Here is a 24,706-nt window from a genome sequence, read left to right on the forward strand (position 1 = left end):
CCGCGCTGTGCGCGGCGCTATGCCCAACGGGATGAGGCCTCCGCCAGGAGGTCGAAGACGGGCGGGAGCATACCGGGTCAATTGCCCTCGTTCAGCGTCAGTGTCACACGTTCACCGGCAAAAACGGTGCGGCCGTATTCGACCGGAATACCGTTGGGGTCCGCGTTTATGCCGATCGACTGGAGGACTGGCGCGCCTTCGATCAGTTGCAGATGCAGCGCCTGTGTTGCTGTCGCCGCCCGCGCCGTTAGACGCGTCCAAACGCGTGTGTAGTCCTCAATGCCGCATCGCCGCAGTGCATTGGTAACCGATCGCGTTTCGTTCAACGCGTTCAGGATGCCCGGAAGGCGATCGCCGGGAAACACGCTCTGAAACACGCCAATTGGTTGACCGTCCGCCAATGACAAGCCGTCGTAGACATGCACGACGTCGCCCACATTCAGGTCCAAGGCCTCCGCCTCGGCATCGTCTGCTGTCCGCGTGGTCAATGCGAGTATTTTCTTGCCCGGAATTTTCCCATTCGCCGATATGCTTTTGTGATACCTGACTCTTTTCCCAATTGCATAATCAGTGGGTCGTGAAGCGACAAACACGCCTGCACCCCGCCGGGCGCGCACCAACCCTTCTTCGGCCATTTGAGACAGAGCTCGGCGTACAGTGTGTCTGTTGACGCCAAATGAGGCGGCCAGCTGCGCCTCGGTTGGTAGTCGATCACCAGTGTCATATCGCCCCTCGGCAATGTCCGAGGTCAGGCTGAGGGCAATGCTTTTCCAGACGGGTGTTTTGCTCATGTCACCAAACTTTCACAGAGTCGCGGATTGCGGGTCGCTCTTGATATGTGTAATATTTGTCTAGTTGTATAGTTCATGTAGACAACCTGGCCAAGAGGCTTTGATGGAAGAACAGACAAACATCGACAGCGCAGCGCGGCAGGAGTGGATGGGCGTTTTGGCCCGCGCTCCGGAAGAATTGTTGTTGGCGCAATGGCAGAAACTTGGTGAGACACCGGAATTTGAATGGCTGCGCAAACCAGAGATCGGCGGCGTGATGGTGCGAGGACGTACCGGCGCGACCGGCGCACCCTTCAACCTGGGCGAAATGACCGTCACGCGCTGTTCCTTGGTGCTTAATGACGGGACTGTCGGTCACGGTTACGTTCAGGGGCGTTCCAAGGCCAAAGTCGAAGCTGCGGCGCTGATCGACGCTTTGATGCAAACTGCAAAAGCAACCGCGGTCAAAGCGCAGGTGATTGCTCCTCTGAAATCCAAACTTCAAGCCGCGCAAACTGCGCGCGCCGCCAAGGCTGCCGCGACGAAGGTTGAGTTCTTCACAATGGTCCGGGGGGAAGACTGATGAATGCCCAGACGCAATTTTCAGGTGGGTTTCTGGATGCTCCAATCGATGCGGCACACGCTTTTCGCGCCGCCATGACGGTGATGGCACGTCCGGGGGAAGTCCGCGAATTGTCCGGCGCTCAGCCGCCCAGGCCGCTCTCGATAGCAGCAGGCACATTGTTGCTGACCCTGTGCGACCCGGACACGAAGGTATATTTGGCCGGAGAGGCGGACACCGATGCAGTCCGCCAATGGCTGACCTTTCACACCAGCGCGCCGATCTCTGGCGCGGCTGATGCGGATTTCGCTGTTGGAACGTGGGGCGCATTGCAGCCTTTGTCAGCATATCGCATCGGCACGCCGGAGTATCCGGACCGGTCCGCCACTTTGATCGTCGAATGTGACGATCTGGGTCAGGCAGGTGTCGCGCTTAGCGGTCCAGGCATCAAAACTGTGGCGCATCTGCCTTTGCCCGACATCTCAGCATTTCAGGCCAATGCGGCGCTGTATCCGTTGGGATGCGATTTCTTCTTTACCTGCGGTGAAAAAGTTGCGGCCCTGCCGCGCAGCACGCAGATCAGCGCAGAGGGTTAGACGATGTATGTTGCCGTCAAAGGGGGCGAAAAAGCCATCGAAAACGCCCATGCCTGGCTGGCTGAAGAACGTCGAGGGTGCGCGGATGTCGCCGAACTGAGCATCGCGCAGATCCGCGAGCAACTCAGCCTTGCCGTCAATCGGGTTATGGCCGAGGGGTCCTTGTTTGATCCCGATCTGGCCGCTCTGGCGATCAAACAGGCGCGAGGCGATCTGATCGAGGCGATCTTTCTGATCCGTGCCTATCGCACGACGCTGCCGCGCTTTGGCTATTCAAACCCGGTGGAAACAGGCGAAATGATCTGTGATCGTCGTATCTCGGCCACCTTTAAGGATGCGCCGGGCGGGCAGGTGCTGGGTCCGACTTTTGACTACACGCACCGTTTGTTGGATTTCAAACTGGCGGCTGAGGGAGAAGTTCCACCCACCGCGACCAACGAACCGCGTGAGGAACCGATGCCGCATATCACCGCGTTTCTGAAAGGTGAGGACATCATTCAGGACGAACCCGCCAGCGACCAGATCCCCGGAGATCTAACGCGTGAGCCTATGGAATTCCCGGCTACCCGTCCGCTGCGCTTGCAATCGCTGGCGCGAGGGGATGAGGGTTTTGTGTTGGGCATGGCCTATTCCACCCAGCGCGGTTATGCGCGCAACCACGCATTTGTCGGCGAGTTGCGGATCGGAAAAGTCGCGGTCGAGATGGACATTCCCGAACTGGGCTTTGCCATCGAGATCGGCGAGGTTGAACTGACCGAATGCGAAACGGTCAACCAGTTCAAAGGGTCCAAAACCGAACCACCGCAGTTCACGCGCGGCTACGGTCTGGTCTTTGGTCAATCCGAACGGAAATCCATCGCGATGGCTTTGGTCGACCGAGCCTTGCGGTGGGAGGAACTGGGCGAGGACAATCTGGGCGCGCCCGCTCAGGACGAGGAATTCGTCCTCAGCCATTCAGACAACATCCAGGCGACGGGGTTCCTGGAGCATATCAAGCTGCCTCATTACGTGGATTTTCAGTCCGAGCTTGAACTGGTCCGCAAACTGCGCCGCGAAGCTGAGGAACGGATCACACCAAAGGAGGCCGCAGAATGATTTTTGGAACCGAACGAACAATCCAAAGATCTGGGCCCGTGATCTGCTGCGATGTCGGCGCTTTTTCGCGCATCGCTTGCGATTTCGGAGGGTTCAACCGCATTCCATCGACTGTTCGCATCGCGGCGCATGGCCTTTCGGCGCCATATAGAATGGGATTTACGCCAGACATAATAGGTCAAAAGAACGAACAACACCGTTCCAAGCACAAGAAAATCCATAAAAACACCAGACTTAAAGAGGTACTCTGAAATGAATGAGTACAATTTCGCATATCTGGACGAACAGACCAAGCGGATGATCCGTCGTGCTATTCTCAAGGGGTTGGCGATTCCCGGATATCAGGTGCCATTTGCCAGTCGTGAGATGCCGATGCCCTATGGTTGGGGCACGGGCGGGGTACAGGTCTCGGCTGCGTCGCTGACACCGGATGATACGCTCAAGGTCATCGATCAGGGGGCGGATGACACCACCAACGCAGTGTCGATCCGCAAGTTTTTCGAAAACACCGCCGGGGTTGAAACGACCGAGGAAACCGAAAAGGCAACCGTCATCCAGACACGCCACCGTATTCCAGAGGCCAAGCTGCGCGAAGACCAGATTTTGGTTTATCAAGTGCCGATCCCCGAACCTTTACGCTTTCTTGAGCCCCGCGAGACTGAGACGCGCAAGATGCACAGCCTTGAAGAATACGGGCTGATGCATGTGAAGCTGTACGAAGATATCAGCCAGCACGGGGCGATTTCGACCTCTTATGCCTATCCGGTGAAGGTTTCGGGGCGATATGTGATGGACCCGTCTCCGATCCCGAAGTTTGACAATCCAAAGCTTGAAATGGACGCGATACAATTGTTCGGCGCCGGGCGCGAGCAACGCATCTATGCGGTGCCGCCATACACGCAAGTCGTCAGCCTGGATTTCAAAGACTACCCGTTCGAAGCCACCAAAGCAGACCACCCCTGTGATCTGTGCGGGGCCGAGGACAGCTATCTGGACGAAGTCATCATGGATGACGCGGGCAACCGGATGTTTGTGTGCTCGGACACCGATTACTGCCGGTCGCGCCGCGCGGCGGGTCACAAGGGCCGTCTGGCCGAGGAGGACGCGGCATGACCCCGTTGTTGCAGGTCAAAGGCATCGAAAAGCGCTATGGCGCGCGGATCGGATGCGCGGACGTAAGCTTTGATCTCTATCCCGGCGAAGTGATGGGGATTGTTGGCGAAAGTGGTTCGGGCAAGTCGACACTGTTGAATTGCCTGGCTGGCCACTTGGAACCAGATGCGGGTCAGGTGATATTTGACACGCGTGCTGAGGGTCCCGTTGACACAGTCACCATGTCCGAGCCTGCACGCCGAATGCTCAGCCGCACCGATTGGGCTTTTGTCCATCAGCACGCCCGCGACGGATTGCGGATGTCGGTCAGTGCAGGTGGCAATATCGGCGAACGGTTGATGGCCGTGGGTGATCGCCACTATGGCCAAATCCGCGACCGGGCCATCGACTGGCTTGGGCGGGTCGAAATCGACGAAAGCCGCGTCGATGACCGCCCCACGGCCTTTTCCGGCGGAATGCAGCAACGCCTGCAGATTGCACGAAATCTGGTGACTGGTCCGCGGTTGGTGTTCATGGACGAACCTACTGGTGGCCTGGATGTCTCGGTTCAGGCGCGCCTATTGGATCTGCTGCGCGGGTTGGTGCGTGAGATGGGACTGAGCGCCATTATCGTCACCCACGATCTGGCTGTGGTTCGCCTGTTGGCGGACCGGTTGATGGTGATGAAAGACGGCAATGTGGTCGAGGCTGGCCTGACCGATCAGGTGTTGGACGACCCGCAGCACGCGTATACGCAGTTGCTGGTCTCGAGCGTTTTGCAGGTGTGAAAGATGATTGAATTAAAAAATGTCAGCAAAAGCTTCACCCTGCACAATCAGGGCAGTGCGGTGATCCCGGTGATGGAAGGCGCAACGCTCAAGATTGCGGCTGGCGAGTGTGTTGCGCTGACCGGTGCGTCCGGGGCGGGCAAGTCCACCCTGATGCGGGTGATCTACGGCAACTATCTTGCGGCCTCTGGTCAGGTTCTTGTCGGTGGTCTTGATGTGGCCCGGGCAGAGCCGCGCGAAATTCTGGCCTTGCGGCGCCAGACATTGGGTTACGTCAGTCAGTTCCTGCGGGTGGTGCCTCGCGTTCCGACGCTGGAGGTCGTTGCGGAACCTCTATTGGCCATCGGAACGGACAAACAAAAGGCATTGGACAAGGCGGCCGCGCTGCTGGCTCGGTTGAACATACCGGAACGCCTTTGGACGCTGAGTCCGACGACATTTTCCGGGGGTGAGCAGCAACGTGTGAACATCGCGCGTGGCTTTGCACATGATTATCCAGCGATGTTGTTGGACGAACCCACAGCATCGCTGGATGTTCAGAATCGTGAGACGGTTTTGTCTCTGATCGAAGAAGCCAAGGCGCGCGGTGCAGCGATTGTCGGTATTTTCCATGACGTTGGTGCGCGCGAACGCGTCTGTGACCGCGAGGTCAACGTGTCCGATTTCACCCCCGGCCTAGCCGCATGACGCTTGCGCCGGTCATAGCGGTGGTCGGCCCCTCGGGCGTCGGCAAAGACAGCGTTATCGAGGCGTTGGCCGCGCGCTCAACGGGCATTCACAAGATGCGGCGCGTGATCACGCGGCCCAAGGGCGAAGAGGGCGAGGATTTCGACCGGGTTTCGGGTGAGACGTTTCAGAACATGGTGGACCAAGGAGCATTTGCTTTGCACTGGCCAGCCCATGGGCTGCTATATGGCATTCCACGCGAGATCGAAAGTTACAGGCAATCTGCCGATGGTGTTCTGGTGAACTTGTCCCGTTCGATCCTTTTGCACGCCCAAGAGGCATTTGGCGACCTGATTGTTGTCTCTCTGACCGCAGACGCAGATGTCCTGGCCCAACGCCTCTCTACGCGCGGACGCGAAACTGCGGCCGAGCAGAGGCGGCGTCTTGGACGGGCTAAAGCCCAACTGCCGGAAGGGTTGAAGCGGGTAATTGAGGTTGATAACTCGGGGCCGCTGGGCACCACCGTTGACACCATTCTTATGCAGCTTCAGCCGGAAAGGGCGTAGCGTTGGATCAAGTGAAATCGCCCATCCTCAGCCTCTCCGACCAGCGCCAGATCGTCGATCGTGAACGGCGCGGGCAGCAGAGGGTCAAGCCGGGTGCGCAGTACGTCCTGCACAGCGCCAAGAGTTGGTTTGTCCAGCCGACCACTGAGCGTGATATGAAAGCGGAACGAGCCCAGCACATAGGGATAGCCCCATTGGACCAGATTGGCGTCCTGTTCCGGCGACAACCCCGCGCCACGGCGCTTGGCCATTTCGGCATCGGTCGCGGGAGCGCGAAACGCATCCAACTCCCGCACGCAAGCCGAAGCCAAAGCGTTCAATACTTCGATGTCGCCAACTGGGCGCAGGGCCAGAAATCGGCCAAGCTTAGCGACCTCCAAACCGTCCATTTCAACGGGTGGCATCGTTTTTCCAAGCGCCTCACAGGCCGATTGCAATGCCGGAAAGGACTGTGCGTGGTGCAGACGAAACGGCGGCTTCATCGTGGCATGCAACCCGTATTTGCGCGGAACATCTGTCACAGACGATACGTCTGCGCCGCCAACCTCAGGGTGCGGTACAGATTGCCCAGCCTCCATATCCCAGCCCAACCAATGGGTTGCGAATTTGCTCCACTCGGCGGATGCGGGTGGCGCATAATAGATCGCGTATCGCGTGAATGTCACATTGGCCTCCTATTGCGTGGCCTTCCAATAGCTCAAACCGTGTGAAGTTCAGATGACAGAAGAATTGATCCTTGCCAATGCCACCGTGGTCCTGCGGGACGAGACCGTTACCGGCAGCGTCCGAATTGTCGGCGAGACCATCGCGGATATCGACACAGGTGCGTCTGTCCCGACCGGAGCGATTAATTGCAACGGCGATTACGTCAGTCCGGGATTGGTTGAACTACACACGGATAATCTGGAACGGCACATCCAGCCGCGCCCCAAGGTCGACTGGCCGCATACGGCTGCGATCATCGCCCATGATGCGGAATTGGCGAGCACTGGAATCACAACCGTGTTTGATGCAATGCGTGTGGGATCAATTCCGTCGGGCGCAGGACGCTATCTGAAATATGCCCGCGGCCTGTCGCAGGAGCTTTGGCAATTGCGCGAACAGGATGCGCTCAAGATAAGCCACTTTCTGCATTTGCGGGCTGAGGTGTGTTCCGAAACTTTGGTCGAGGAACTGGACGAATTCGGCCCCGAAGACCGCGTCGGACTGGTGTCGATCATGGACCACACCCCCGGCCAACGGCAGTTCCGCGACATGGAAAAGCTCGAAGCCTACATGAAGGGCAAACATGCGATGGACGACGATACGTTCCTCCAGCATGTCGCTCAACTAAAGGGACTGCGCGACCGGAACGGCGAAAAGCATGAGATCGAAACGGTCAAGGCCGCGCGTCGGTTCGGAGCCGTTTTGGCCAGCCACGACGATACGACCGAAGCGCAGGTTAAAGTGTCCGCTGGGCACGGCATCCGCTTGGCAGAATTCCCGACAACGGTCGAGGCGGCGCAAGCCTGCCGCACCCATGACATCAAGGTGATGATGGGGGCGCCGAACCTGATCCGGGGCGGGTCGCATTCTGGAAACGTCGCCGCAAGCGAGTTGGCCGAGATCGACCATCTCGACATCATGTCCTCGGACTATGTGCCCTCGGCGCTGCTATTGTCGGCTGCAATGCTGGGCGAGATGTGGGGCAACATGGCGCGCGGCATCGAAACCGTGACGCTCGCACCGGCGCTGGCCGCAGGGTTGGAGGACCGTGGAGAAATCAGAACCGGCACGCGTGCCGATCTGATTCGCTTTGGCATGGGGGCCGGTGTTCCGGCGCTGAACGCGGTCTGGTCACGCGGGCGGCGGGTTGCCTGATCAGGCGCGATAGAACAGGTACCGGTCCGGAGCGATGGTTTCGGGGCCGGTAATTTGCTCAAACCCCACCAGCGGCTGGCCAGAGATTAGCAACCCATTGGGGCGCATCACTTTTGCGATCAACGGGCTCAGACGGGCGGCTTCAGCGACGTCTTCTTCTTTGATCCCGCGTCCGAAGTCATAATGCGCCATAGCAATTGTTGGGCCGAAAGCAGCAAGTTTTTCCAGCATCGGTTCGGCCTCACCTTGCAGAAAATTCTCGGCCGGAGGGGTGCTGTTCGGGTGACATTGCAGAACCCGGTCCATCACCCAGATACGTCGGTCCGACAGAATTTCTCGCAGATGGTCGTAGGTGCGGCCGTTCCCTAGCCCCATATCCAACACGTCGCCTTCTTGCCCTTCGATCTGTGCCGCGGCCCAGTTCAAACCGTCGCGTTGCGCGGTTAGTCTGCGCAGCATGGAATCCAGTCGGCTCATTCGGGCTCTCCTATTTCGTTCGATCTGGGGGCAGTCCAAGGCTGTCCCGGTCCGTCCAGCAGTCTGCGGATCAAGTCTTGGGTGAAGGTCCAGACGTCCTCGGTGTGAACCAGATGATGCGTCAAAATGCCAAAGGGTTCGTCATTGTCCGCACGCCCTTCGCGGCGGTCCCGCAGCATTTGTGTGACTTGGCCGATCAGTTTATCCAGCGCAGCCAACCCCCGTGTCCCGCGCCAATCGATGGGATCGAGGTGTGTGTTTACCTGAAGCAAGCCGGGCGCGGCAAGACGGGCTTTGCGCGGCGTAGCCGTAGACAGAACGCGGTATCCGATGGTTGGCAGCTGCGTAACGACCTCGGGTGCGATACGATTCCAAGGGGGCACGAACATCGGTCTCAATTCATCGCTAAACGCGGTGGTCAGCCGCGTTAACCCGGCAGTCGCGTCGCGCAGGATGTCGCCCATCGGTCTGTGCAAACGGAACTCGGATTTTTTCTCATCTGCAGGGGCGTGGTTCTGGTGTCCCCAGCCGTGGACGACGGGGGTCAAACTTGGGTGGTTGAGTACAAACTCTGTCAGGTCGGGCGTAAAATCCCGCGATATCACGGCCAGATGCACAGGTAACCCAAGGGTTTCGGACAAAGAAGTCAGGTGGTGCAGCGCAGGCGTGACCGAGACGGCGTCATCATCACGCCACCAAATTGGCAGGGTCAGACCTGCAGCGTTCCAAACCGATAGTTCGGCATTCAGTGCGCTCCAATCCACGGTCATCGTCGGGCCTTCAACAAGTGTTCCGTAATTTGAACCGCCTTCTGCGCCCCATCGAAACCCTTAGCCAATGGTTCCCGTCCGCCGTCCGCAATCACGATGTTCAAGGCATCCGCCAAGGCCTGACCGCCAAGCTCAGAACTCTTTAAAATTTCGATGCCGGGCATTCGCGCCAGGCTTTGCGCGCGCAACCCTTGCTCGACCTCTTTGCCGTCGTCAAAAGGGACCAGCACGGCCGGCGTTCCGCTCTGCAACAGGTCCATCGCTGTATTGTATCCGCACATGCTGACCGAAGCTGCCGCCAGTGGCAGCATCTGGCGATAGTCCGGTCTGACGGGTTCGATGACAATCCGTAGATCGCCAGCCTGTGTCATAAAGTCGTGAATGCGCGCATCCGCATCCTGTCCGCCCACCAACAGGCGCCAGCGCCTGTTGGGCATCTTTCGGGCGGCCTCGATGGCCGCGCGAAAGATCGGTTGCCCCACCGATCCGCCGCCTGCGCTTACGATGATCTCATCCTGCCCAACACTGTCCTCATGCGGCTTAGGCGCAGTCGGGGCAACAAAACCGGTGTAATGCAGCCGCCCAGCTATTCTGTCCGATACCGGCCAACTGATTTCCAGTGGTACGACGTCCGGATCTGAATGCACCAGAACCCCGTCGTAACAATCAGCGATGATCTCGTCTGTGCGGTCCGCCTTGGAGGGTTTGGATGGCGGCGCAAGAATGTCGCGAATAGAGCTCAGCACGATTGGTCGCTGGGCCATAGCTTTCGCGGCATCCAAAAGGGCAAGGAATTCACCCGACAATGAGCGTCGCCCAAAGGGGAAAAGCTCGGTAATCAAAACATGCGGTTCAAAGCTGGCAATCGCTTCTACAAGTGCAGTTATCCTGGCCATCAGATAGTCTTGGTCGGCAACCGTTCCGCTCTGATTCAGCAGGCGCGCAAAATCGGTGCCATCTGAACGCAAAGGTGGCAACCCCAGCAGAGTCATACCCTCAGAGTTCAATTGGGGTGCTGGCATCCCACCCGAGACCACCAAAACCTCGTGACCTTGTTCACCGAAAGCGCGCCCCAGCGTCAGCGCCCGGCTTAGATGCCCGGTGCCCAAAAGGTGCGTGACGACAATCATGACTTTCATTCGGAGCGTCCCCGGACAAGCAAACGTATCGGGTCGGTTTCGGCCCGCATGGCATCCAGATCAACCACGTACAAGCGGTTTCGCTTGATTTTGAACGGAGCCGGCCCTGAAAACGCCCAACCCGTGGCTTTGGCCAGTATGACGCGCATGATCCCGATATGGCAGACAGCGAGGTTATCCCCTTGCAGCCCGGACAGCCAAGGGGCCAACCTTGCCCAAACCTCAGCCGGGCTTTCACCCAAAGGAGGGCGGTAGTCCCATCCCCAATCTTCTATATGCTTGTAACCGCTGTCTTCGTCCTGAATGAGCTCTGAGCCGCGTTGGCCTTCCCATTCTCCCCAATTCATTTCGGTCAAGGCTGTTGAGGTCTCCGGCTCCTGCCTCGAAACCAAGCGAGCGGTTTCTGAGGCTCGGCTGAGCGGGCTGGACCAAAGACGCGCGCTATCCCAAGGTGCAGGCAGGCATTGGCCGGACAACTCGGCTTGCGCCGCCTCGTCCAGTGGGATGTCGCTGCGGCCTTGAATGCGTCCTGCCCGGTTCCACGCTGTGTGGCCGTGCCGCAAAAGCGCCAGTCTGGTCATGGCTGGTCCCCAATAAGCGGCGTGACGGCATCCCAAAACCGGTCGGTGGCGGCAGGCATCATGTGCCGGTTGGCCACGTAAGTACGGGCCTGCAAGCCAATGTCACGCCGCACGGCAGGGTGGTCCAGATAGTGCTGGACGCTTTGGGCGAGGCGTTTGGGTCCGGCCTCAACAGACGGGTAGTTCGACGGCAACAGGACATCGCGGACGCCGGGTCGATCCTGCGCCACGACAGGCAAGCCCCGGGCCTGCGCCTCTAGGTAAACCATCCCATAAGCCTCGTTCACACCGGGCCAGACTAACATCGAAGCTTTCTGATAGGCCTCCTCCACATCGGTGCCATCAAGCAGTCCCAAAAAGCGGACGCGCGCGCCAAAGGGGGCCATAAGGTCCTCGACCTCGGGTCGGGCAGGACCATCGCCCGCTATATGCAACGCCCAATCACCATTGAGATGTCTCAGCATGTCCGCCAGAATCCGATAAGAGCCGAGCTTGTCCCCATAACGCATCATTCCAACCGTCAAGATCGGGCCATCGCAGTCAGAGGCGTGCGGCAGGTCCGAGATCGGTAGAAAAGGCGGCAATTCGATCAGAGACTGGTGTTCAAAACGCTCGCGTTCCAAAGTGATCAGATCATTGGCCGTATGATAAAAAATGACACATGCCGCGTCACAGGCCTGATGGGCCGCCTGCGCGAAACCAGCCCATGGGCCGGACAGACGAGACATCGCACGCGTGCTTTCCAACTGCACATATGGAATCTGTCGGGCGCGGCAAATCTGTGGTCCCAATAGATCGGGCGCTTTGTAGTAGTTGTGATACGTCACCCAGACGGCTGTATCTTCGGGCAGTTCGTTGGTCAGACGTTCAACTTCAGCTTTGGCCCGGGCGCGCAGGCCGTCTTGAACCGTGGGATCTCCGGCCTTGTCATAGATGCGCAGTGTGGAAACCAGATCAACCGTATCTCCACGCGCGCCAATTGCCGCCATAAGGTTTCGCGCCATTTCACGATCGCCTGAAGGGGTAAGGCTTTCCGGCGACTTCATCGGAGCATAGAAAGCCACCCGTGTCATAAACGAGTACCCTCGCACAATGCGCTTAGTCGCTGTGACAAACGGGCGATGCCGGGATTCATCTGAAACTCGGCTATCAAGCGGTCGTAAGCGGCGGCTGCCATCTGCGCGGCCGCATTTGGATTGGCCGCAACCCAATCTATCGCTTCCGCAAGAGAGGTCGGATCATCGTCGGACAACACGCCATGTGTACCGTTTTCGATGAATTCGGGGATCGCTGAGACGGCAGTAGACAAAATGGGCAAGCGTTGCGATGCGGCCTCCATCAGAACATTGGGCAAGCCGTCACGGTCTCCATCAGAGGCAACCCGGCTTGGCAGAACGAATAAATCTGCATGTCGCATTTCGGCTATGACTTCGGGTTGGTCGCAGGCGCCTTTCCATGTGATGCGATCGGCCAATTGTAATTCCACAGCCCGCGCTTTCAGCCGATCCCCAAGCGTTCCGCCACCGACATGGGTCCAGTGCCAGTTCAAGCCCTTCGGCAGTTTCGCAAAGGACTGCAGCAGCCTGTCGAATCCTTTCTTCTCAACCAGCCGCCCGACCGAGAGCATCTGGAACGGCTTGTCGGTGTTGCGCGCCTGTCTTGCAGGTGGTTGCGGAAAGCGTGACAGGTCAAGACCATGGTAGATCAAATCGACACGAGAGGGGCGGTCGGCCAGTCCCCGCAGGTGGTCTGCACCAACGGCCGTACAGGTTGCGCCGAACGCGGCACCGTGGGTTTCATCTTGAAGCTTTTCACGCTTTTCCCATTCCGGAGAGGTCCAGATGTCTTTGGCATGGGCTGAAAAGCTCCATGGAATATCACGCATGATGGCCGCATAGCGCGCGACAGAGGATGGCGTGTGCAGGAAATGTGCGTAAAGCGCATGTGTCTCATCGGGAAGTTCGGTGGCCAGTACGCATGCCTGCCCAAACCGTCGGATGCGGTTGTGGGTTGGATCACGGCGCAGGTCTTTGCGCCAGATGTCATAGGCAAGCGCGTATCCGGGCAAGGACTGGGCCGCACTGCGCGCCGCCCATACGCGCTGAGGTTCGTCATACAGGTATTCGGGTAAGTAGTGTACACCACCCATAAACCGCTCGTGCAGCGGGTGGCGTTTCTTGTCGGTCGGGTGGCGCAGAGACCAGATGTCAAAGCTGTGGCCGGCATCCTGCAAGGCCACCAACTCTTGTGCAATAAACGTCTCGGACAGGCGCGGCCATCCTTTGACCACGACTGCCAGCTTCGGGTTTTGGGTCGTCATCCAGTCGCCCGCTTCGGCTCATCACCCAAGAGAACTTCGATACGCTGGGTGACATAGTCCAGCCCGTCCAGCAACCCTGCCTCGATTGCCTGAGACGGCAGGCGCTGTTGTGGCAGGTCCCGGATGGCGCGGATGACTGCGTCCGCAGTCAGCCCGTCCCGGCGTTCGTCCAGCATACGCACCAGTCCAAGGTCTTCGGCCCGCGACGCACGTATCCATTGTTCTAGACGCGGGGTTGTTCGCGGGACAATCACGGCGCGCTTGTCGAACGACAAAACTTCGCAAAAGGTATTGTACCCACCCATGCAAACCACGCCAGCGGCACCGGCGAACAGGGTTTCTATCTGGGATTCGAACCCGACGGCGGTCACGCGGCCATTTAGGGCAGCAACGCGAGTTTCAAACTCGTCGCGTGATTCACCCGACAAGAACGGGCCATACACCAGAACGGCGCGCGGGTTCAGGGTAGGATCCTTTTCGTAGGCGGACAGGACCAAATTTACCATCGCCTTGCCATCCCCACCGCCACCCGGTGTGATCAGAATGTATGGCTGTTCCGGCGGCTCACCCACGGGTCCAAGGTCGCGCCGCAGATAACCAGTCCAATGGATGCGCCCCTGTGCGGCAGAGCTTAGCGGCAGACCCTTGGTTGGATCGTAGACCGAGCGCAAGCCGTAGACCCAGATCTCGTCATAGAAGCGCTCGGTCGCGTTGATAGCGTCCTTACGCTCCCACTCGGCGGCCAGAACGTCGGGTTCGTCCAGAACGTCGCGCAGCCCAAGTACCAGCTTGGTGCGGTTTGAGTTTTCGAGATATTCCAGCGTCGGCAGCAATTCACCCCGGAAACCCGTGGGTTCCTTGTCAACGATCAGAATGTCGGGATCAAATTGCTCGACCGAGGTCTGGATCAGACTCGATCGCAATTCGGTCACTTCTTCTATGCCGACTCCAAAGGTGCGTGCCGCATATGACCCGTCTGCCCGTTTGGTCACACCGGGCAGGCGCACATGATCAACCCGGCGCGGGAACGTAAACCGTCCGGCCACTGGCGAGCCGGTCAGAATCAGCGCCGATGCACCCGGGTCAGCTTGCGTAATTGCCGCCGCCAGCGCGCGGGACCGGCGCAGGTGGCCCAGTCCGAATGTGTCATGGCTGTAGAACAGGATGCGCGAGGCGCGGTTGTGTGTGTCGTTGTTGATCCCTAGGCTCATGCCTTTGCCCGTTTCAGGTTTCTATGCAATTCCGCGCGCTTGCATAGGTTATCCTACATATTTCGCCCCCGCATGCCAAAGGCGCTGCCTTTCGGCGCAAATGCGCCGGGACTTGCGATTTGGCAACAGCGCTCGGCGTTTGTCCGTTCTTGGCCGCTCGGCGGACCAGAGCCGTTCCCGCCCGCCCGAAACCCTCGGAGACGTGGTTCACTTTCCTATTCCGCGTCTTATTCAAATTCGATTGAAATGAAAACACTTTATCCCCGTCCTTGCCTTGCGCACGTAACGCAAACACTATGCGGCAACCTTGCGTTCAAGGGATTTGAACCGGCCTGCGAGGTTTTGTAGGCTGAACGTCACGATCGAACCGGAAGTGCCGCTATATGAATAAGAACCTAATCGTCTGTCTCACCCTGATCATCTGGGCTGCGATCTTCTCTTTGGCGCATGTTGCGCAGGCGCAGACGTCACTTATCCCCGGTTACCCTTCGGTGTCCGGGCCCGACAGCGACACGGCAGATGCCGAGGCCAATGGGGATGTCGCCGCGGCGATCCGATCCGCGACCGAGGCCGGTGCCAGTGTGATCGTCATCGACAGCGCAGGTCAGATCGTATCGGCCGGCGCAGCAGCGGGCGGGCAAGACGCTGAGGCTGGCCCCACAGATCCGATGGCCGAAGGGTCACAACTGATGAAGGCGCAAGAGAGGTTCTCGAAGTTTCGCGAGTCGCTGAATTCACGGCTAGAGGCTCTCCCTTATTCGATTTTCGAGGTTCAGTACGTATTGCGCCAGACCAGCCCGGACGGGCGCATACAAACCTATGTCGAGGTTTTAGGCTGGAACATTTTGTTCCTGTTATTGGGGCGATGGCTGTCGATCGAAATCTACGGCAAGCGGATTGCACGCCGATATGTCGTGTCGCGGACCAAGGAAAACCCGCAGGGATATCGGGAAAAGATGCCATTCCTTGTGTTCCGCTTCCTGATGGGAATCGGGGCCACGATTTTTGCCATGTTGATGGCGTTGATTGTTGGGTATCTGTTCTTTGGCGAGGCCGAGGATATCTCGATCCAGTTCACGGTAACCGCTATTTTCTCGGCCTTTTTCCTTGCGCGGACAGTGTCCGATCTATGGCGGATGGTACTGTCCCCATTTCTCAGTCAGTATCGGTTGCCACCATTTTCTGACCGCGATGCAAAACGGTTGTACATCTGGGCATCTGCACTGGCGACCTATGACATTTCGGTCGTCTTGTTTTCGACCTGGGTGGCTGATTTTGGATTGAACTACAATGTCTATGCATTGGTTTACGGTGGCCTGACGATGTTCGGGGCGATCGGCAATGTTCTGATGATCCTGTTCAATGCCCGGTCCATCTCGAATGCGATCCGCGGTGGTCGCGCGCCTGATCAAGTGTCATGGATATTACGCTGGATTTCGTACGCCTGGGCGCCGGTTCTGATTGTTTATATGGTGTTCAGCTGGTTCAAGCTGGCTGTTGATCTGGTGCTGGAAAACGAAAACTCGGTGCCGATTGTGGCCAGCAGCTATGCGATCTTCATGTCGGTGGTCGTTGCATACGGCGCGATGAACTACTTGCTGGAACGGTATTTCGACCGAAACCGGAAGATCGAGGAAATAAACGCAGAGGCTGAGGTCGAGCAGGATGACCATGAGGTTCCGTTTGAAACGCCCGAAGCGGAACGGCGCAAGCATACGATCGTGACCTACGAAGATCTGGCGCGTCGTGTGGCTGGTATTCTGGCGTTTGTCGTCGGCCTCTATGCTCTTGTGGTGATTTGGAACCCCGATGCCAGCTGGAGCGAGGATCTGCCGATCGAACGTGCGCTGGATGTGATGGTAATTCTGTTCATCGGCTACATCCTGTTCCATTTCTTCCGCGTGTGGATCGACACGAAAATTGCCGAGGAAGAAGACGATACCGGTGGAGAAGCCGAACTTGGCGATGAAGGCGGTGAGGGGGGGCAAAGTCGTTTGGCTACGCTACTGCCCTTGTTCCGAGGCGCAATTCTGGCCGTCGTCGTCGTTACGATTGCCTTAATTGTCTTGATGGAACTGGGCATCAATGTAAGCCCGTTGTTCGCGGGTGCTGGTGTTGTGGGACTGGCGGTTGGTTTCGGATCTCAGACACTTGTGCGGGACATTTTTTCGGGCGCGTTCTTCCTGATGGACGATGCCTTCCGGAAAGGCGAGTATATCGACATCGGCGATGTAAAAGGGACGGTTGAAAAAATCTCGGTCCGGTCTTTTCAGCTGCGGCACCATCTGGGCGCGCTCAACACCATTCCCTTCGGCGAAATCAAAGTTCTGACCAACTACTCCCGCGACTGGGTGATCATGAAGCTTCCGCTGCGGGTGACCTATGACACGGATGTCGAGAAGGTGCGCAAACTGATCAAGAAACTGGGTCAGGAACTGCTGAGCGATCCTGTGATCGGCGAGAACTTTATCCAGCCGCTGAAGTCGCAGGGCGTGATCGAGATGCAGGATTCAGCGATGATCATTCGCGTGAAATTCATGACAAAACCCGGGGACCAGTGGCTGGTGCGCAAGAAGGTCTATCAGGATATCCGCGAACTGTTCGCGCGCGAAGGCATCAAGTTTGCCCATCGTGAGGTGACTGTGCGCCTGGCCGATGAAAAAGAGGCCGAAGATCTGACCCCCAAGCAGCGTGAAGCTGTTACGGGGGCTGTTCAGGCGGCAATCGACGAGGATTATCTGGACGATATCGGCCCCGGCGGGGACGACCGCTAAGGTGCTCCCGCCCCTTTGATCTGCGTCGCTGCGCGACGCCGCCCAAAGCGTTGGGCCTGGCCGCGCGTGCCGCGCGGCGGTCGCGCTATGTTTTTGTTGGCAGCCAACTGGGTTGAGACGTTCCCAATTTTGATGCGGGCACCTGCCATTTCATCCTGGTTAAGCCCACCGTCAGGGCCGGTTTCAGGCGGTAACCGGCGCCCCACCCAGATTGTTCGGGCGTATTGGTATAATCGCTCGACGCGGGTTCGATCGGCTGCGTGTTGTCCTCGGTCTTGCCCAAGGCGGCCAACAATTCTGCAGTACGAGCAAGAGACAGGCGGGCCAGCATAATAGGAGATTTCGAAGCGGCAGCGGCGAGAGCGGACAATACGCTGGCGGCGAGCAAGTACCCGGTCGCGTGATCCAATGCCTGAACGGGCAGCGGCGTGGGCTTATCCGCCTTTGCCCATGCGCGACCCGCGTCGGCGATACCCGCGCTCATCTGAACCAGGCTGTCAAACCCGCGTCGCGAGGCCCAGGGTCCTTGCCAGCCATAGGCGTCCAGCGTCACCTCAACCCGGTTCGGAGCGAGCATGTCGCGCGTGGCCAGGTCCAGCCCGAGTGCGTCCAATGCACCCGGACGGTATCCGTGTACGAAGACATCCGCTTGCGACAGAAGCGTCTTGATGTGTTCGAGCCCGTCGGGGGATTTCAGGTTCAAATAGGCGCAGTGTTTGCCAAGGGAGATTTCGGGGATCACACCGGGCTCATCCCATCCAGGGGGATCGATGCGAAGAACCTTAGCCCCGAAGCCAGCCAAGGTGCGGGTAGACACGGGCCCCGCAAGAACACGGGTCAGGTCCAGCACGCGCAATCCGGCCAAGGGTCGCGCCACAGTGGCTTCGGAACGGTCGCGCAGGGTAATCTGCCGGGGGTGATGCCAACCGATCAGCGGATCACGTGACACCGCGCGGCCTTGCGGATGGTCCAGCCATTCAGTACGACTGCGCATGGCGGCTGCCACGCCCCCTTCGGCAACGATTGCGGTCTCCAACTCGGCGATGTTCCGCGTTTTTACAGCCTCGGCAACGGCTTCTCTGTCTGCCCCTACACCCAAAACACGCAGCGCCGCAGCGCGGTGGTGCGGCAGGTTGGTGTGAAGCCTGATCCAGCCATCCGACGCACGGTAGTCCCCGGCGACTGCATCCCAGAGGTTGGGCATTTCCCACCCGTCGGGTTTGAATGAGTGGCCATACCACAGCGAGGCAAGCCGGTGATCCACCGACACCTCTGGGGCAGTTGGCACTAGGCCCGTCGCCACCATGAGCCGTGCAAGCTCTTGCCCAACAGCGGCGAAACTGGCGGTAGCCAATTCGGACACTGCAAAGGCGCTGGGCAAGGCACCGGTGCCGGTGGTCTTGTAGCTGCCCTCGGCAGGAAGGGCCGAAAGCAGGCTCATTGCTGATAGGGGTCAAGGCTGTCGCGCAACCCGTCGCCAAGGAAGTTGAAGGCTAGAACCACTACGATGATCGGGAGCATCGGGATGGCCGTCCACGGGTAAATCTCGATCGAGGCCAAGTTTTGCGCGTCATTCAACATCACGCCCCAACTGACGGCAGGCGCTCGCAGACCCAGGCCCAGGAAGCTGAGCGCGGTTTCTCCGAGGATCATGGCCGGGATCGACAATGTCGCCGAGGCAATCAGGTGTGACATGAAATTCGGCAGCAAATGCTTGCGGATCACACGACCAGAGCTTGCACCCATCATCTCGGCCGCGCGCACGTATTCCTCTTCGCGCAGTGACAGGAATTTGGCGCGTACGGATCGCGCCAGTCCGGGCCAGTCCAGGATGCCCAAGATGATCGAGATGATGAAGAATACCGCAACAGGGCTCCAGTTCGACGGAACCGCTGCCGACAACGCCAGCCATAGGGGCAGTTCCGGCAAGGAGCGCAGGATTTCGATCACGCGGTTGATGACCCAGTCGATCTTGCCGCCGAAATACCCCGCCATTGAGCCAAACAGGATGCCCAAAAAGAAGGACACCGAAATGCCGATCAGGCCGACGGTCAACGAAAGCTGAGCGCCGTAGAGGATGCGGCTGAATACATCGCGCCCCAACCGGTCTGAGCCCCATAGAAACAATGTCGCTCCGTCCGGTGCGCAGAACAGGTGTGTGTCGGATTTGATCAGGCCAGCGAGCTTGTATACCGAGCCTTCGCAAAAGAACTTGATCGGCCTTGGGTCTTCGGTGTCGGGCACGAATTTCCACTGAAAGGTCTCAAGATCAGCTTCCGCGACGATGGGATAGACATAGGGGCCTATGAATTCGCCTTCGTGGAACCAATAGACGGATTGGGGTGGGGCGTACAGGTGCTCTCCGTTCCGGTCATTCGGGCCATAAGGGGCGATGAAACCGGCAAAGGGCAGCATCAGATAGCAGAACAACAGGAAGATGCCTGAAATCAGGCCCAGCTTATGTGTTCTGAATTTGCGCCAGACCAGCACCCAATTCGGAGCATCCAGGTCGGCGCGTTCGAGTTGTTGCAGAGATGCCTGCGGGTCAAACGGGGCGTCGTCGACATAGCGATCATCAGGGCGGTCGGTCATGCTTCGCGCCCCTCATATCGAATGCGCGGGTCAAGCATGACCAGCAGGATGTCGGAAATCATGGTGCCGATCAGCGTTAACAAGGCCACGAACATCAGGATGAAAGCGGACAGGAACTGGTCTTGCGTTTTTAGCGCTGTCAGTAGGGTCGGACCGATTGTCTGCAAACCCAGAACCACCGAGACCAAAACCGAGCCCGACACCATGGACGGCAACAGGTTGCCGATATCGGCCACAAACGGGTTGAAAGCCACGCGCAGGGGATACTTGGTCAGCATCCGCGACGGGGCCATGCCTTTGGCGATGGCCGTTTCCACATAGGGTTTGCCCAATTCGTCCAGCATATTCGCCCGCAGACGCTGCATCATGGCCGACGCGCCTGAGGTGCCGATGACAAAGGTCGGGACTATCAGGTGGACCAGAATGGATTTCAGTTTGTCCCAACTCATCGGCTGGCCTTCGAAGGACGGGTCCATCAGGCCTCCGATAGGCAAGTTGAAATAGCGATGACCGTAGTAAAACAGGATCAACGCCAGAAGGAAATTCGGTGTCGCCAACCCCAGATAACCAACAAAAGCCGAGGTATAGTCGATCCACGTGCGAGACCGCGCGGCGGCGATCACGCCCAATGGCAACGCTACAGCATATACAAACAGAATTGCGGCAAGGTTTACCACAACGGTCAGCCAAAGGGTGTCGCCGACAATCTCGGCGACGGGGCGGTCAAATTCGAAAGACCATCCGTAGTTGCCTTGCAGCAACCCCTCGAACCCGTGCGGACCTGGCCAAAAGCCAACCCAGATCAGGTATTGTTCCCACATGGGGCGATCCAGCGCATATTCCTGTCGCAGAAACTCGGCCTTTGCTACACCTGCGGACTGACCCGAAGCCTGAAGCTCTGCTATTTGATTGCTCAGATAGTCGCCGGGTGGAAGGTTGATGATCACAAAAATCATCACGGACACGACAAGCAGCGTCAGCAGCATCGTGAAGAAGCGATACACCGCGTAGCGCAGCATTACCATTTAGCTGCTCCTGTCAGTCGGCGAAAAAGAATTCATCCGGGCGGTGAATACCAAAATGCGCGCCGGGTTCCCACGCCCACATTGCCTGCTCGGGCACGTTGCGAAGACGGTTTGATACGACGATGGGTTGAGGGGCTCCGTTCAGGATGCCAATGGCATATAGCTGGTCGGCGTGAATGTTCAGCATTTCGCTCCAGGCGGCGGCACGCTCTTCGTCCGAGGTTGCGATTTCCCAGTCATGTGCCAGGGTCATCAGGCGTTCCGCTTCGGGCATGTCGGGTGGCTCACCGGCATCGCCACCGGTCTGATAGTACTGCCCCCATTTCGGCCAGGCCAGAAAGACCTGATCGGTCGGCGCAAGGTAGGCAGGTGAGGTGTGGCTTTGCGGGATGCCGTCATCCCAGCCAAACCAGACCGACGCCATTGAATTGCCCGAGAACACACGGTTGCGCAGGATGTCTCGGTCCAAAGGCCGCATCACCAGATCAACCCCGATCTCACGCCATGTATCGGTCACGATCTGCAGCGCGTTTTCGACCTCCTGCCGTTCACCGGCGGTTTCGATAATCAGCTCCATCGGGCGGCCATCGGGCAGCAGGCGAATGCCGTCCTTGTCCCGCTCGGTCAAACCGACCTCATCCAGCAGCGCATTGGCCGCTGCGACATCGTAGTCGGCCCAGGCCTTGGCGTTCTCTTCATTGTAGAAAGGCGAGGCTGGTAGAACCGACATCGCCCCAGGCTGTGCCAGTTTGAAATACAGCGCCTGATTGATGGTCTGACGATCAATGGCCAAGGATAGGGCGCGGCGCACGCGTACATCGCGCAAGATATCGCGCCAGATTTCATCTTCGAAATTCAAGTTTGGGTAAATCGCGATCTGTGAGGCGACGCCGGTTTTCCACAACAGGGTTGTGTAATCCCCTTCGGCCTCACCCTTTTTCAGGATCGACGCGTCGCGGAATGCCAGACCGCGCCCTTGAAGGTCGCTTTCACCCGCATTGGTTTTGGCAGCGACAAGCCCAGGGGCCACAATCTCCATCTCGACCACGTCGATATAGGGCAGTTGCACTCCGTTGCTGTCGACGCGGTGGTAGTACGGATTTCGTACAAAGTTATGACGGATTTTCTTGCCCGAGCTTGCGTTCAACCAAGGTTGCAGCGTGGGCAGTTCGTGATTGTCGAACTTATAGAGGTTGTCCAGCTTGTTGTGCAGCGCAGCCCAGCTTTTGACCCGTGCGTCTTCGACCTGAAACTCCAGCTCCTCGGCATCAGCGTATTTCTCGTGATACTGCTTCAGAAACTCTGACGGACGATAGATGAAGGGTGGGCGCGCCTGTGCAAGCGATTGCAGGAAGTTCGGATTTGGGTCTGCCCATTCGAACACAATGGTGGTTTCGTCCGGGAACGAAACCTGAGGTGGCTTTCCTTCAACAAGCAGGAAATCCGGCGGGCCAGAGGGGCTGAGCAACTCGTTGTTGGCGACGTCCTCCCACCAATAACGGAAATCCTCAGACGTGAAGGGCGATCCATCGGACCACTTGTGCCCTTCGCGCAGTTTCAGGGTGAACTTGCGGTTGTCTTCGTTTTCGAACGAGGCCAGCAGGTCCGGAACAATGGTATAGTTCTCGTCAAATCCAACAAGCCGGGCATAGCCGTAGACCACCATCTGACGAATGTCTTTTGAACGGGTAACCATGGTGCGCAGCGTTCCGCCAGGGGTACCGCTTTCCCGTCCCTTGGCCGCAAGGTCGACGATCAACGGGTCCTGGGGAATGCGTTCGGCAACCGGCGGGAGATTTCCGCTGTCCACCTCGGTCTTCCAGAACGCGCTTTCCTGCAAGTTGGATGGGGCTTCTGCCAGCGCAAGCTGCACAGATGTAAAGGCCAGCGCCGTGGCGAACAACAGATTACGAGGGGTCTTAAACATGGCAACGTACCTTATGGCCGGGCTCCATCTCTATGAGTGAGGGTATCACGGAGTCGGAAAATCTAAAGGCGTCATCCCAACTGTCAGGCGAACCGGCGCCTAAAGCAACAAGTTTCAGGTTGATCGGGCGATTGATGTCAGGCTCGGGCTGAGCTGCAATCAACGCTTTTGTGTAGGGATGGCGAGGGTTGTAGAACAGGGTTTCAGGCGGGGCTTGTTCAACCACAAGGCCGCGCCGCATGACCGCCACCTCATCGGCGATGCGCGCGACAACGGCCAGGTCATGCGAAATGAACAGGTAAGACAGGTTCAGATTGTCCTGCAGTTTTTCAAGCAATGTGAGGATTTGTTCCTGCACCGAGACGTCCAGCGCCGAGGTCGGTTCGTCACAGACGATCATCGCTGGGTCCAGCATCATCGCGCGGGCGATCGACAACCGTTGGCGCTGACCCCCCGAAAAGGCGTGAGGATAGCGCTTGAGCATATCAGCGTTAAGACCGACACGGAGCAGCATCTCTGCCGCTTTTTCGCGTTGCTCGGCGGCGGTGCCAAGGCCATGGATTTCCAGCGGCTCGGTCATCGCATCCTGAATACGCATCCTAGGGCTGAGCGAGCTGTAGGGGTCCTGAAACACCATTTGCGCCTTGCGCTGAAACGCCGTGCGCTCGGGTTTTGTCATCCGGTGAACGGTGATCGGTTCCGCGTCCGGGGCGCTTTTGAACAAGACCTCGCCACCCGGATCAGGCAGTTCGGCACCCAGCGCAATACGGGCCGCCGTTGTCTTGCCAGACCCGCTTTCGCCGACGATGGCAAGCGTTTTGCCGCGTGCCAGCTTCATGTCGACACCGCGGCAGGCATGGATTTTCTTTTCGCCCTTCCACCCTTTGCTGGATCGCATTGTGTAAGTCTTGTTCACGCCATTCAGTTGCAGGATCAGGTCCTCTTGCGGCATCGGCAGACCCACGGCGTCCTGATCCGGAATGGCCGGAGCTGCATTGAAAAGCTGCTGCGTATAAGGATGCGCGGGGGCCGTCAGGATCGGCGCGGCTGACCCGGCCTCCATCACGCGACCCTTGTGCATGACCACGACTTTTTCGGCCATGTTCGCCACCACACCCAGATCGTGGGTCACGAGGATAAGCGCCATACCGGTTTCACGCTGCAACTCTTTGATCAGGCCCAGCACCTGCGCCTGCGTGGTGACATCCAAGGCCGTCGTGGGTTCGTCTGCAATCAGCAACTCGGGCTTGGCCACCATCGCCATGGCGATCATCGCGCGCTGTCGCATACCACCTGACAATTCGAACGGGTAGCTGTCATAAGCCCGGTCAGGATCGGGAAAGCCCACGCGTTCGAACTGCGTCAGGACCTGTTTGCGCGCCTGACTTTCGGACGCGCCGCGATGCAGCCACAAAACCTCGCTGACCTGATTTCCGATCTTATGAAGCGGGGACAGCGACCGCATCGGTTCCTGAAAAATCATCGACACCCGGTTGCCGCGTATACCGCGCATCTCGCGTTCGCTGACTTCAGTAAGTTCGGCGGTTCCCTTGGAATCGGTCAGTGTGATCCGGCCGCTGCGGATCTGGGCGGTGCGCGGCAGAATGCGTAACACCGCGCGACACGAAATTGTTTTGCCCGAACCGGACTCGCCTACCAATGCCAAAGTCTGTCCGGGTTCGACGTCAAAGCTGACATTTTGCACAACGGCATCGCCGGTGCCAAATCCGATGCTCAAATCCCGGACGGACAACAAAGCACTCATTCGGGTTTTCCACCCGGTGGGCCGCTTATAAACATCGGCTGTTTGAACTCCCTGAGTTTTTTGGTGCAGTTTCGCGCGCTTGGGGCGCTCTAGTCAAACCCCTTATTCGCCGAATTGTCGCGGAAACGTG

Annotated in this window: 23 protein-coding genes; 9 read left to right on the forward strand and 14 right to left on the reverse strand. The window is 58.4% G+C overall.

Annotated elements, in window-relative coordinates; all coding sequences use genetic code 11:
• Window positions 1-77: 77 nt before the first annotated feature.
• Window positions 78-791 (reverse strand): phosphonate metabolism transcriptional regulator PhnF, encoded by a 714-nt coding sequence (gene phnF / locus ACR0CR_RS05570; protein WP_480597534.1) that lies wholly within the window; start codon window positions 789-791, stop codon window positions 78-80.
• Window positions 792-894: 103 nt separating this feature from the next.
• Here phnF and phnG point away from each other — a divergent pair, with 103 nt between their 5' ends.
• The 7 genes from phnG to phnN all read left to right on the forward strand — a co-directional run bounded on the left by phnG (window position 895) and on the right by phnN (window position 6,135).
• Window positions 895-1,353, forward strand: coding sequence for a phosphonate C-P lyase system protein PhnG (gene phnG, locus ACR0CR_RS05575; protein WP_480597536.1), 459 nt, complete (start codon window positions 895-897; stop codon window positions 1,351-1,353).
• A complete protein-coding gene (phnH, locus tag ACR0CR_RS05580) occupies window positions 1,353-1,928 on the forward strand; it encodes a phosphonate C-P lyase system protein PhnH (protein WP_480597538.1) in 576 nt (191 codons plus the stop codon). Before phnG ends, phnH begins: the two co-directional genes overlap by 1 nt.
• A gap of 3 nt (window positions 1,929-1,931) precedes the next feature.
• Window positions 1,932-3,023: a carbon-phosphorus lyase complex subunit gene (locus ACR0CR_RS05585; protein WP_480597539.1), complete on the forward strand. Its 1,092-nt coding sequence runs from the start codon at window positions 1,932-1,934 to the stop codon at window positions 3,021-3,023.
• Between the two features lie 252 nt (window positions 3,024-3,275).
• Window positions 3,276-4,136 carry an alpha-D-ribose 1-methylphosphonate 5-phosphate C-P-lyase PhnJ gene (locus tag ACR0CR_RS05590; protein WP_480597541.1) on the forward strand — a complete coding sequence of 287 codons (861 nt, stop codon included), beginning with the start codon at window positions 3,276-3,278 and terminating at the stop codon, window positions 4,134-4,136.
• The gene (gene phnK / locus ACR0CR_RS05595) at window positions 4,133-4,903 is read left to right on the forward strand and encodes a phosphonate C-P lyase system protein PhnK (RefSeq protein ID WP_480597542.1); all 771 of its coding nucleotides are present in this window, start codon (window positions 4,133-4,135) and stop codon (window positions 4,901-4,903) included. Before ACR0CR_RS05590 ends, phnK begins: the two co-directional genes overlap by 4 nt.
• Before the next feature lie 3 nt (window positions 4,904-4,906).
• Window positions 4,907-5,590, forward strand: coding sequence for a phosphonate C-P lyase system protein PhnL (gene phnL / locus ACR0CR_RS05600; RefSeq protein WP_480597544.1), 684 nt, complete (start codon window positions 4,907-4,909; stop codon window positions 5,588-5,590).
• Entirely contained in the window at window positions 5,587-6,135 is a 549-nt protein-coding gene (gene phnN, locus ACR0CR_RS05605; protein ID WP_480597546.1) for a phosphonate metabolism protein/1,5-bisphosphokinase (PRPP-forming) PhnN, read from the forward strand. The genes phnL and phnN overlap by 4 nt, the downstream gene beginning before the upstream one ends.
• On the opposite strand, the gene ACR0CR_RS05610 is transcribed toward phnN, so the two are convergent.
• Window positions 6,117-6,800: a DUF1045 domain-containing protein gene (locus tag ACR0CR_RS05610; RefSeq protein ID WP_480597548.1), complete on the reverse strand. Its 684-nt coding sequence runs from the start codon at window positions 6,798-6,800 to the stop codon at window positions 6,117-6,119. The two genes, phnN and ACR0CR_RS05610, sit on opposite strands and share 19 nt — an antisense overlap.
• A gap of 52 nt (window positions 6,801-6,852) precedes the next feature.
• On the opposite strand from ACR0CR_RS05610, the gene ACR0CR_RS05615 reads away from it, so the two are divergent.
• Window positions 6,853-7,995 (forward strand): alpha-D-ribose 1-methylphosphonate 5-triphosphate diphosphatase, encoded by a 1,143-nt coding sequence (locus tag ACR0CR_RS05615; RefSeq protein ID WP_480597550.1) that lies wholly within the window; start codon window positions 6,853-6,855, stop codon window positions 7,993-7,995.
• Here ACR0CR_RS05615 and ACR0CR_RS05620 read toward each other — a convergent pair whose 3' ends face one another.
• Genes ACR0CR_RS05620 through ACR0CR_RS05650 form a run of 7 tightly spaced genes read right to left on the reverse strand, consistent with a single transcriptional unit; the run spans window position 7,996 to window position 14,493 of the window.
• A complete protein-coding gene (locus ACR0CR_RS05620) occupies window positions 7,996-8,472 on the reverse strand; it encodes a class I SAM-dependent methyltransferase (protein WP_480597552.1) in 477 nt (158 codons plus the stop codon).
• The gene (locus ACR0CR_RS05625; RefSeq protein WP_480597553.1) at window positions 8,469-9,242 is read right to left on the reverse strand and encodes a polysaccharide deacetylase family protein; all 774 of its coding nucleotides are present in this window, start codon (window positions 9,240-9,242) and stop codon (window positions 8,469-8,471) included. The genes ACR0CR_RS05620 and ACR0CR_RS05625 overlap by 4 nt, the downstream gene beginning before the upstream one ends.
• Window positions 9,239-10,381 (reverse strand): glycosyltransferase family protein, encoded by a 1,143-nt coding sequence (locus tag ACR0CR_RS05630; RefSeq protein WP_480597555.1) that lies wholly within the window; start codon window positions 10,379-10,381, stop codon window positions 9,239-9,241. The genes ACR0CR_RS05625 and ACR0CR_RS05630 overlap by 4 nt, the downstream gene beginning before the upstream one ends.
• Complete coding sequence (locus ACR0CR_RS05635) at window positions 10,378-10,962, reverse strand: histidine phosphatase family protein (protein ID WP_480597557.1); 585 nt, start codon at window positions 10,960-10,962, stop codon at window positions 10,378-10,380. Before ACR0CR_RS05635 ends, ACR0CR_RS05630 begins: the two co-directional genes overlap by 4 nt.
• On the reverse strand, window positions 10,959-12,035 hold the full coding sequence (locus tag ACR0CR_RS05640; protein ID WP_480597558.1) for a glycosyltransferase family 4 protein: 1,077 nt from the start codon (window positions 12,033-12,035) through the stop codon (window positions 10,959-10,961). The genes ACR0CR_RS05635 and ACR0CR_RS05640 overlap by 4 nt, the downstream gene beginning before the upstream one ends.
• Window positions 12,032-13,282 carry a glycosyltransferase gene (locus ACR0CR_RS05645; protein ID WP_480597560.1) on the reverse strand — a complete coding sequence of 417 codons (1,251 nt, stop codon included), beginning with the start codon at window positions 13,280-13,282 and terminating at the stop codon, window positions 12,032-12,034. The genes ACR0CR_RS05640 and ACR0CR_RS05645 overlap by 4 nt, the downstream gene beginning before the upstream one ends.
• Window positions 13,279-14,493: a glycosyltransferase family protein gene (locus ACR0CR_RS05650; protein WP_480597562.1), complete on the reverse strand. Its 1,215-nt coding sequence runs from the start codon at window positions 14,491-14,493 to the stop codon at window positions 13,279-13,281. Before ACR0CR_RS05650 ends, ACR0CR_RS05645 begins: the two co-directional genes overlap by 4 nt.
• Window positions 14,494-14,876: 383 nt before the next feature.
• Between ACR0CR_RS05650 and ACR0CR_RS05655 the strand changes: the two genes are divergently transcribed.
• Complete coding sequence (locus tag ACR0CR_RS05655) at window positions 14,877-17,267, forward strand: mechanosensitive ion channel domain-containing protein (protein WP_480597564.1); 2,391 nt, start codon at window positions 14,877-14,879, stop codon at window positions 17,265-17,267.
• 85 nt (window positions 17,268-17,352) lie between these two features.
• On the opposite strand, the gene ACR0CR_RS05660 is transcribed toward ACR0CR_RS05655, so the two are convergent.
• The 5 genes from ACR0CR_RS05660 to ACR0CR_RS05680 are packed head-to-tail and all read right to left on the reverse strand — an operon-like array spanning window position 17,353 to window position 24,576.
• Window positions 17,353-18,708, reverse strand: a complete 1,356-nt coding sequence (locus tag ACR0CR_RS05660; RefSeq protein WP_480597565.1) for a CoA transferase — start codon at window positions 18,706-18,708, stop codon at window positions 17,353-17,355.
• Entirely contained in the window at window positions 18,705-19,859 is a 1,155-nt protein-coding gene (locus tag ACR0CR_RS05665) for an ABC transporter permease (RefSeq protein WP_480597566.1), read from the reverse strand. Before ACR0CR_RS05665 ends, ACR0CR_RS05660 begins: the two co-directional genes overlap by 4 nt.
• Window positions 19,856-20,884 carry an ABC transporter permease gene (locus tag ACR0CR_RS05670; RefSeq protein WP_170654778.1) on the reverse strand — a complete coding sequence of 343 codons (1,029 nt, stop codon included), beginning with the start codon at window positions 20,882-20,884 and terminating at the stop codon, window positions 19,856-19,858. Before ACR0CR_RS05670 ends, ACR0CR_RS05665 begins: the two co-directional genes overlap by 4 nt.
• A gap of 13 nt (window positions 20,885-20,897) precedes the next feature.
• Window positions 20,898-22,811: an ABC transporter substrate-binding protein gene (locus ACR0CR_RS05675; RefSeq protein WP_480597568.1), complete on the reverse strand. Its 1,914-nt coding sequence runs from the start codon at window positions 22,809-22,811 to the stop codon at window positions 20,898-20,900.
• Window positions 22,804-24,576: an ABC transporter ATP-binding protein gene (locus tag ACR0CR_RS05680; RefSeq protein ID WP_480597569.1), complete on the reverse strand. Its 1,773-nt coding sequence runs from the start codon at window positions 24,574-24,576 to the stop codon at window positions 22,804-22,806. The genes ACR0CR_RS05675 and ACR0CR_RS05680 overlap by 8 nt, the downstream gene beginning before the upstream one ends.
• Window positions 24,577-24,706 lie beyond the last annotated feature (130 nt).

Source organism: Ruegeria sp. AM2, from assembly GCF_056540685.1.

Coding starts and splice junctions, on each gene's coding strand:
- ACR0CR_RS05620 (WP_480597552.1), bottom strand. CDS start 8,472: ATGAGCCGACTGGATTCCATGCTGCGCAGACTAACCGCGCAACGCGAC.
- ACR0CR_RS05650 (WP_480597562.1), bottom strand. CDS start 14,493: ATGAGCCTAGGGATCAACAACGACACACACAACCGCGCCTCGCGCATC.
- phnH (WP_480597538.1), top strand. CDS start 1,353: ATGAATGCCCAGACGCAATTTTCAGGTGGGTTTCTGGATGCTCCAATC.
- ACR0CR_RS05630 (WP_480597555.1), bottom strand. CDS start 10,381: ATGAAAGTCATGATTGTCGTCACGCACCTTTTGGGCACCGGGCATCTA.
- phnK (WP_480597542.1), top strand. CDS start 4,133: ATGACCCCGTTGTTGCAGGTCAAAGGCATCGAAAAGCGCTATGGCGCG.
- phnF (WP_480597534.1), bottom strand. CDS start 791: ATGAGCAAAACACCCGTCTGGAAAAGCATTGCCCTCAGCCTGACCTCG.
- ACR0CR_RS05585 (WP_480597539.1), top strand. CDS start 1,932: ATGTATGTTGCCGTCAAAGGGGGCGAAAAAGCCATCGAAAACGCCCAT.
- ACR0CR_RS05665 (WP_480597566.1), bottom strand. CDS start 19,859: ATGACCGACCGCCCTGATGATCGCTATGTCGACGACGCCCCGTTTGAC.
- ACR0CR_RS05670 (WP_170654778.1), bottom strand. CDS start 20,884: ATGGTAATGCTGCGCTACGCGGTGTATCGCTTCTTCACGATGCTGCTG.
- phnG (WP_480597536.1), top strand. CDS start 895: ATGGAAGAACAGACAAACATCGACAGCGCAGCGCGGCAGGAGTGGATG.
- ACR0CR_RS05640 (WP_480597558.1), bottom strand. CDS start 12,035: ATGACACGGGTGGCTTTCTATGCTCCGATGAAGTCGCCGGAAAGCCTT.
- ACR0CR_RS05590 (WP_480597541.1), top strand. CDS start 3,276: ATGAATGAGTACAATTTCGCATATCTGGACGAACAGACCAAGCGGATG.
- ACR0CR_RS05680 (WP_480597569.1), bottom strand. CDS start 24,576: ATGAGTGCTTTGTTGTCCGTCCGGGATTTGAGCATCGGATTTGGCACC.
- phnL (WP_480597544.1), top strand. CDS start 4,907: ATGATTGAATTAAAAAATGTCAGCAAAAGCTTCACCCTGCACAATCAG.
- ACR0CR_RS05625 (WP_480597553.1), bottom strand. CDS start 9,242: ATGACCGTGGATTGGAGCGCACTGAATGCCGAACTATCGGTTTGGAAC.
- ACR0CR_RS05635 (WP_480597557.1), bottom strand. CDS start 10,962: ATGACCAGACTGGCGCTTTTGCGGCACGGCCACACAGCGTGGAACCGG.
- ACR0CR_RS05660 (WP_480597565.1), bottom strand. CDS start 18,708: ATGAGCCTGCTTTCGGCCCTTCCTGCCGAGGGCAGCTACAAGACCACC.
- ACR0CR_RS05615 (WP_480597550.1), top strand. CDS start 6,853: ATGACAGAAGAATTGATCCTTGCCAATGCCACCGTGGTCCTGCGGGAC.
- phnN (WP_480597546.1), top strand. CDS start 5,587: ATGACGCTTGCGCCGGTCATAGCGGTGGTCGGCCCCTCGGGCGTCGGC.
- ACR0CR_RS05645 (WP_480597560.1), bottom strand. CDS start 13,282: ATGACGACCCAAAACCCGAAGCTGGCAGTCGTGGTCAAAGGATGGCCG.
- ACR0CR_RS05675 (WP_480597568.1), bottom strand. CDS start 22,811: ATGTTTAAGACCCCTCGTAATCTGTTGTTCGCCACGGCGCTGGCCTTT.
- ACR0CR_RS05655 (WP_480597564.1), top strand. CDS start 14,877: ATGAATAAGAACCTAATCGTCTGTCTCACCCTGATCATCTGGGCTGCG.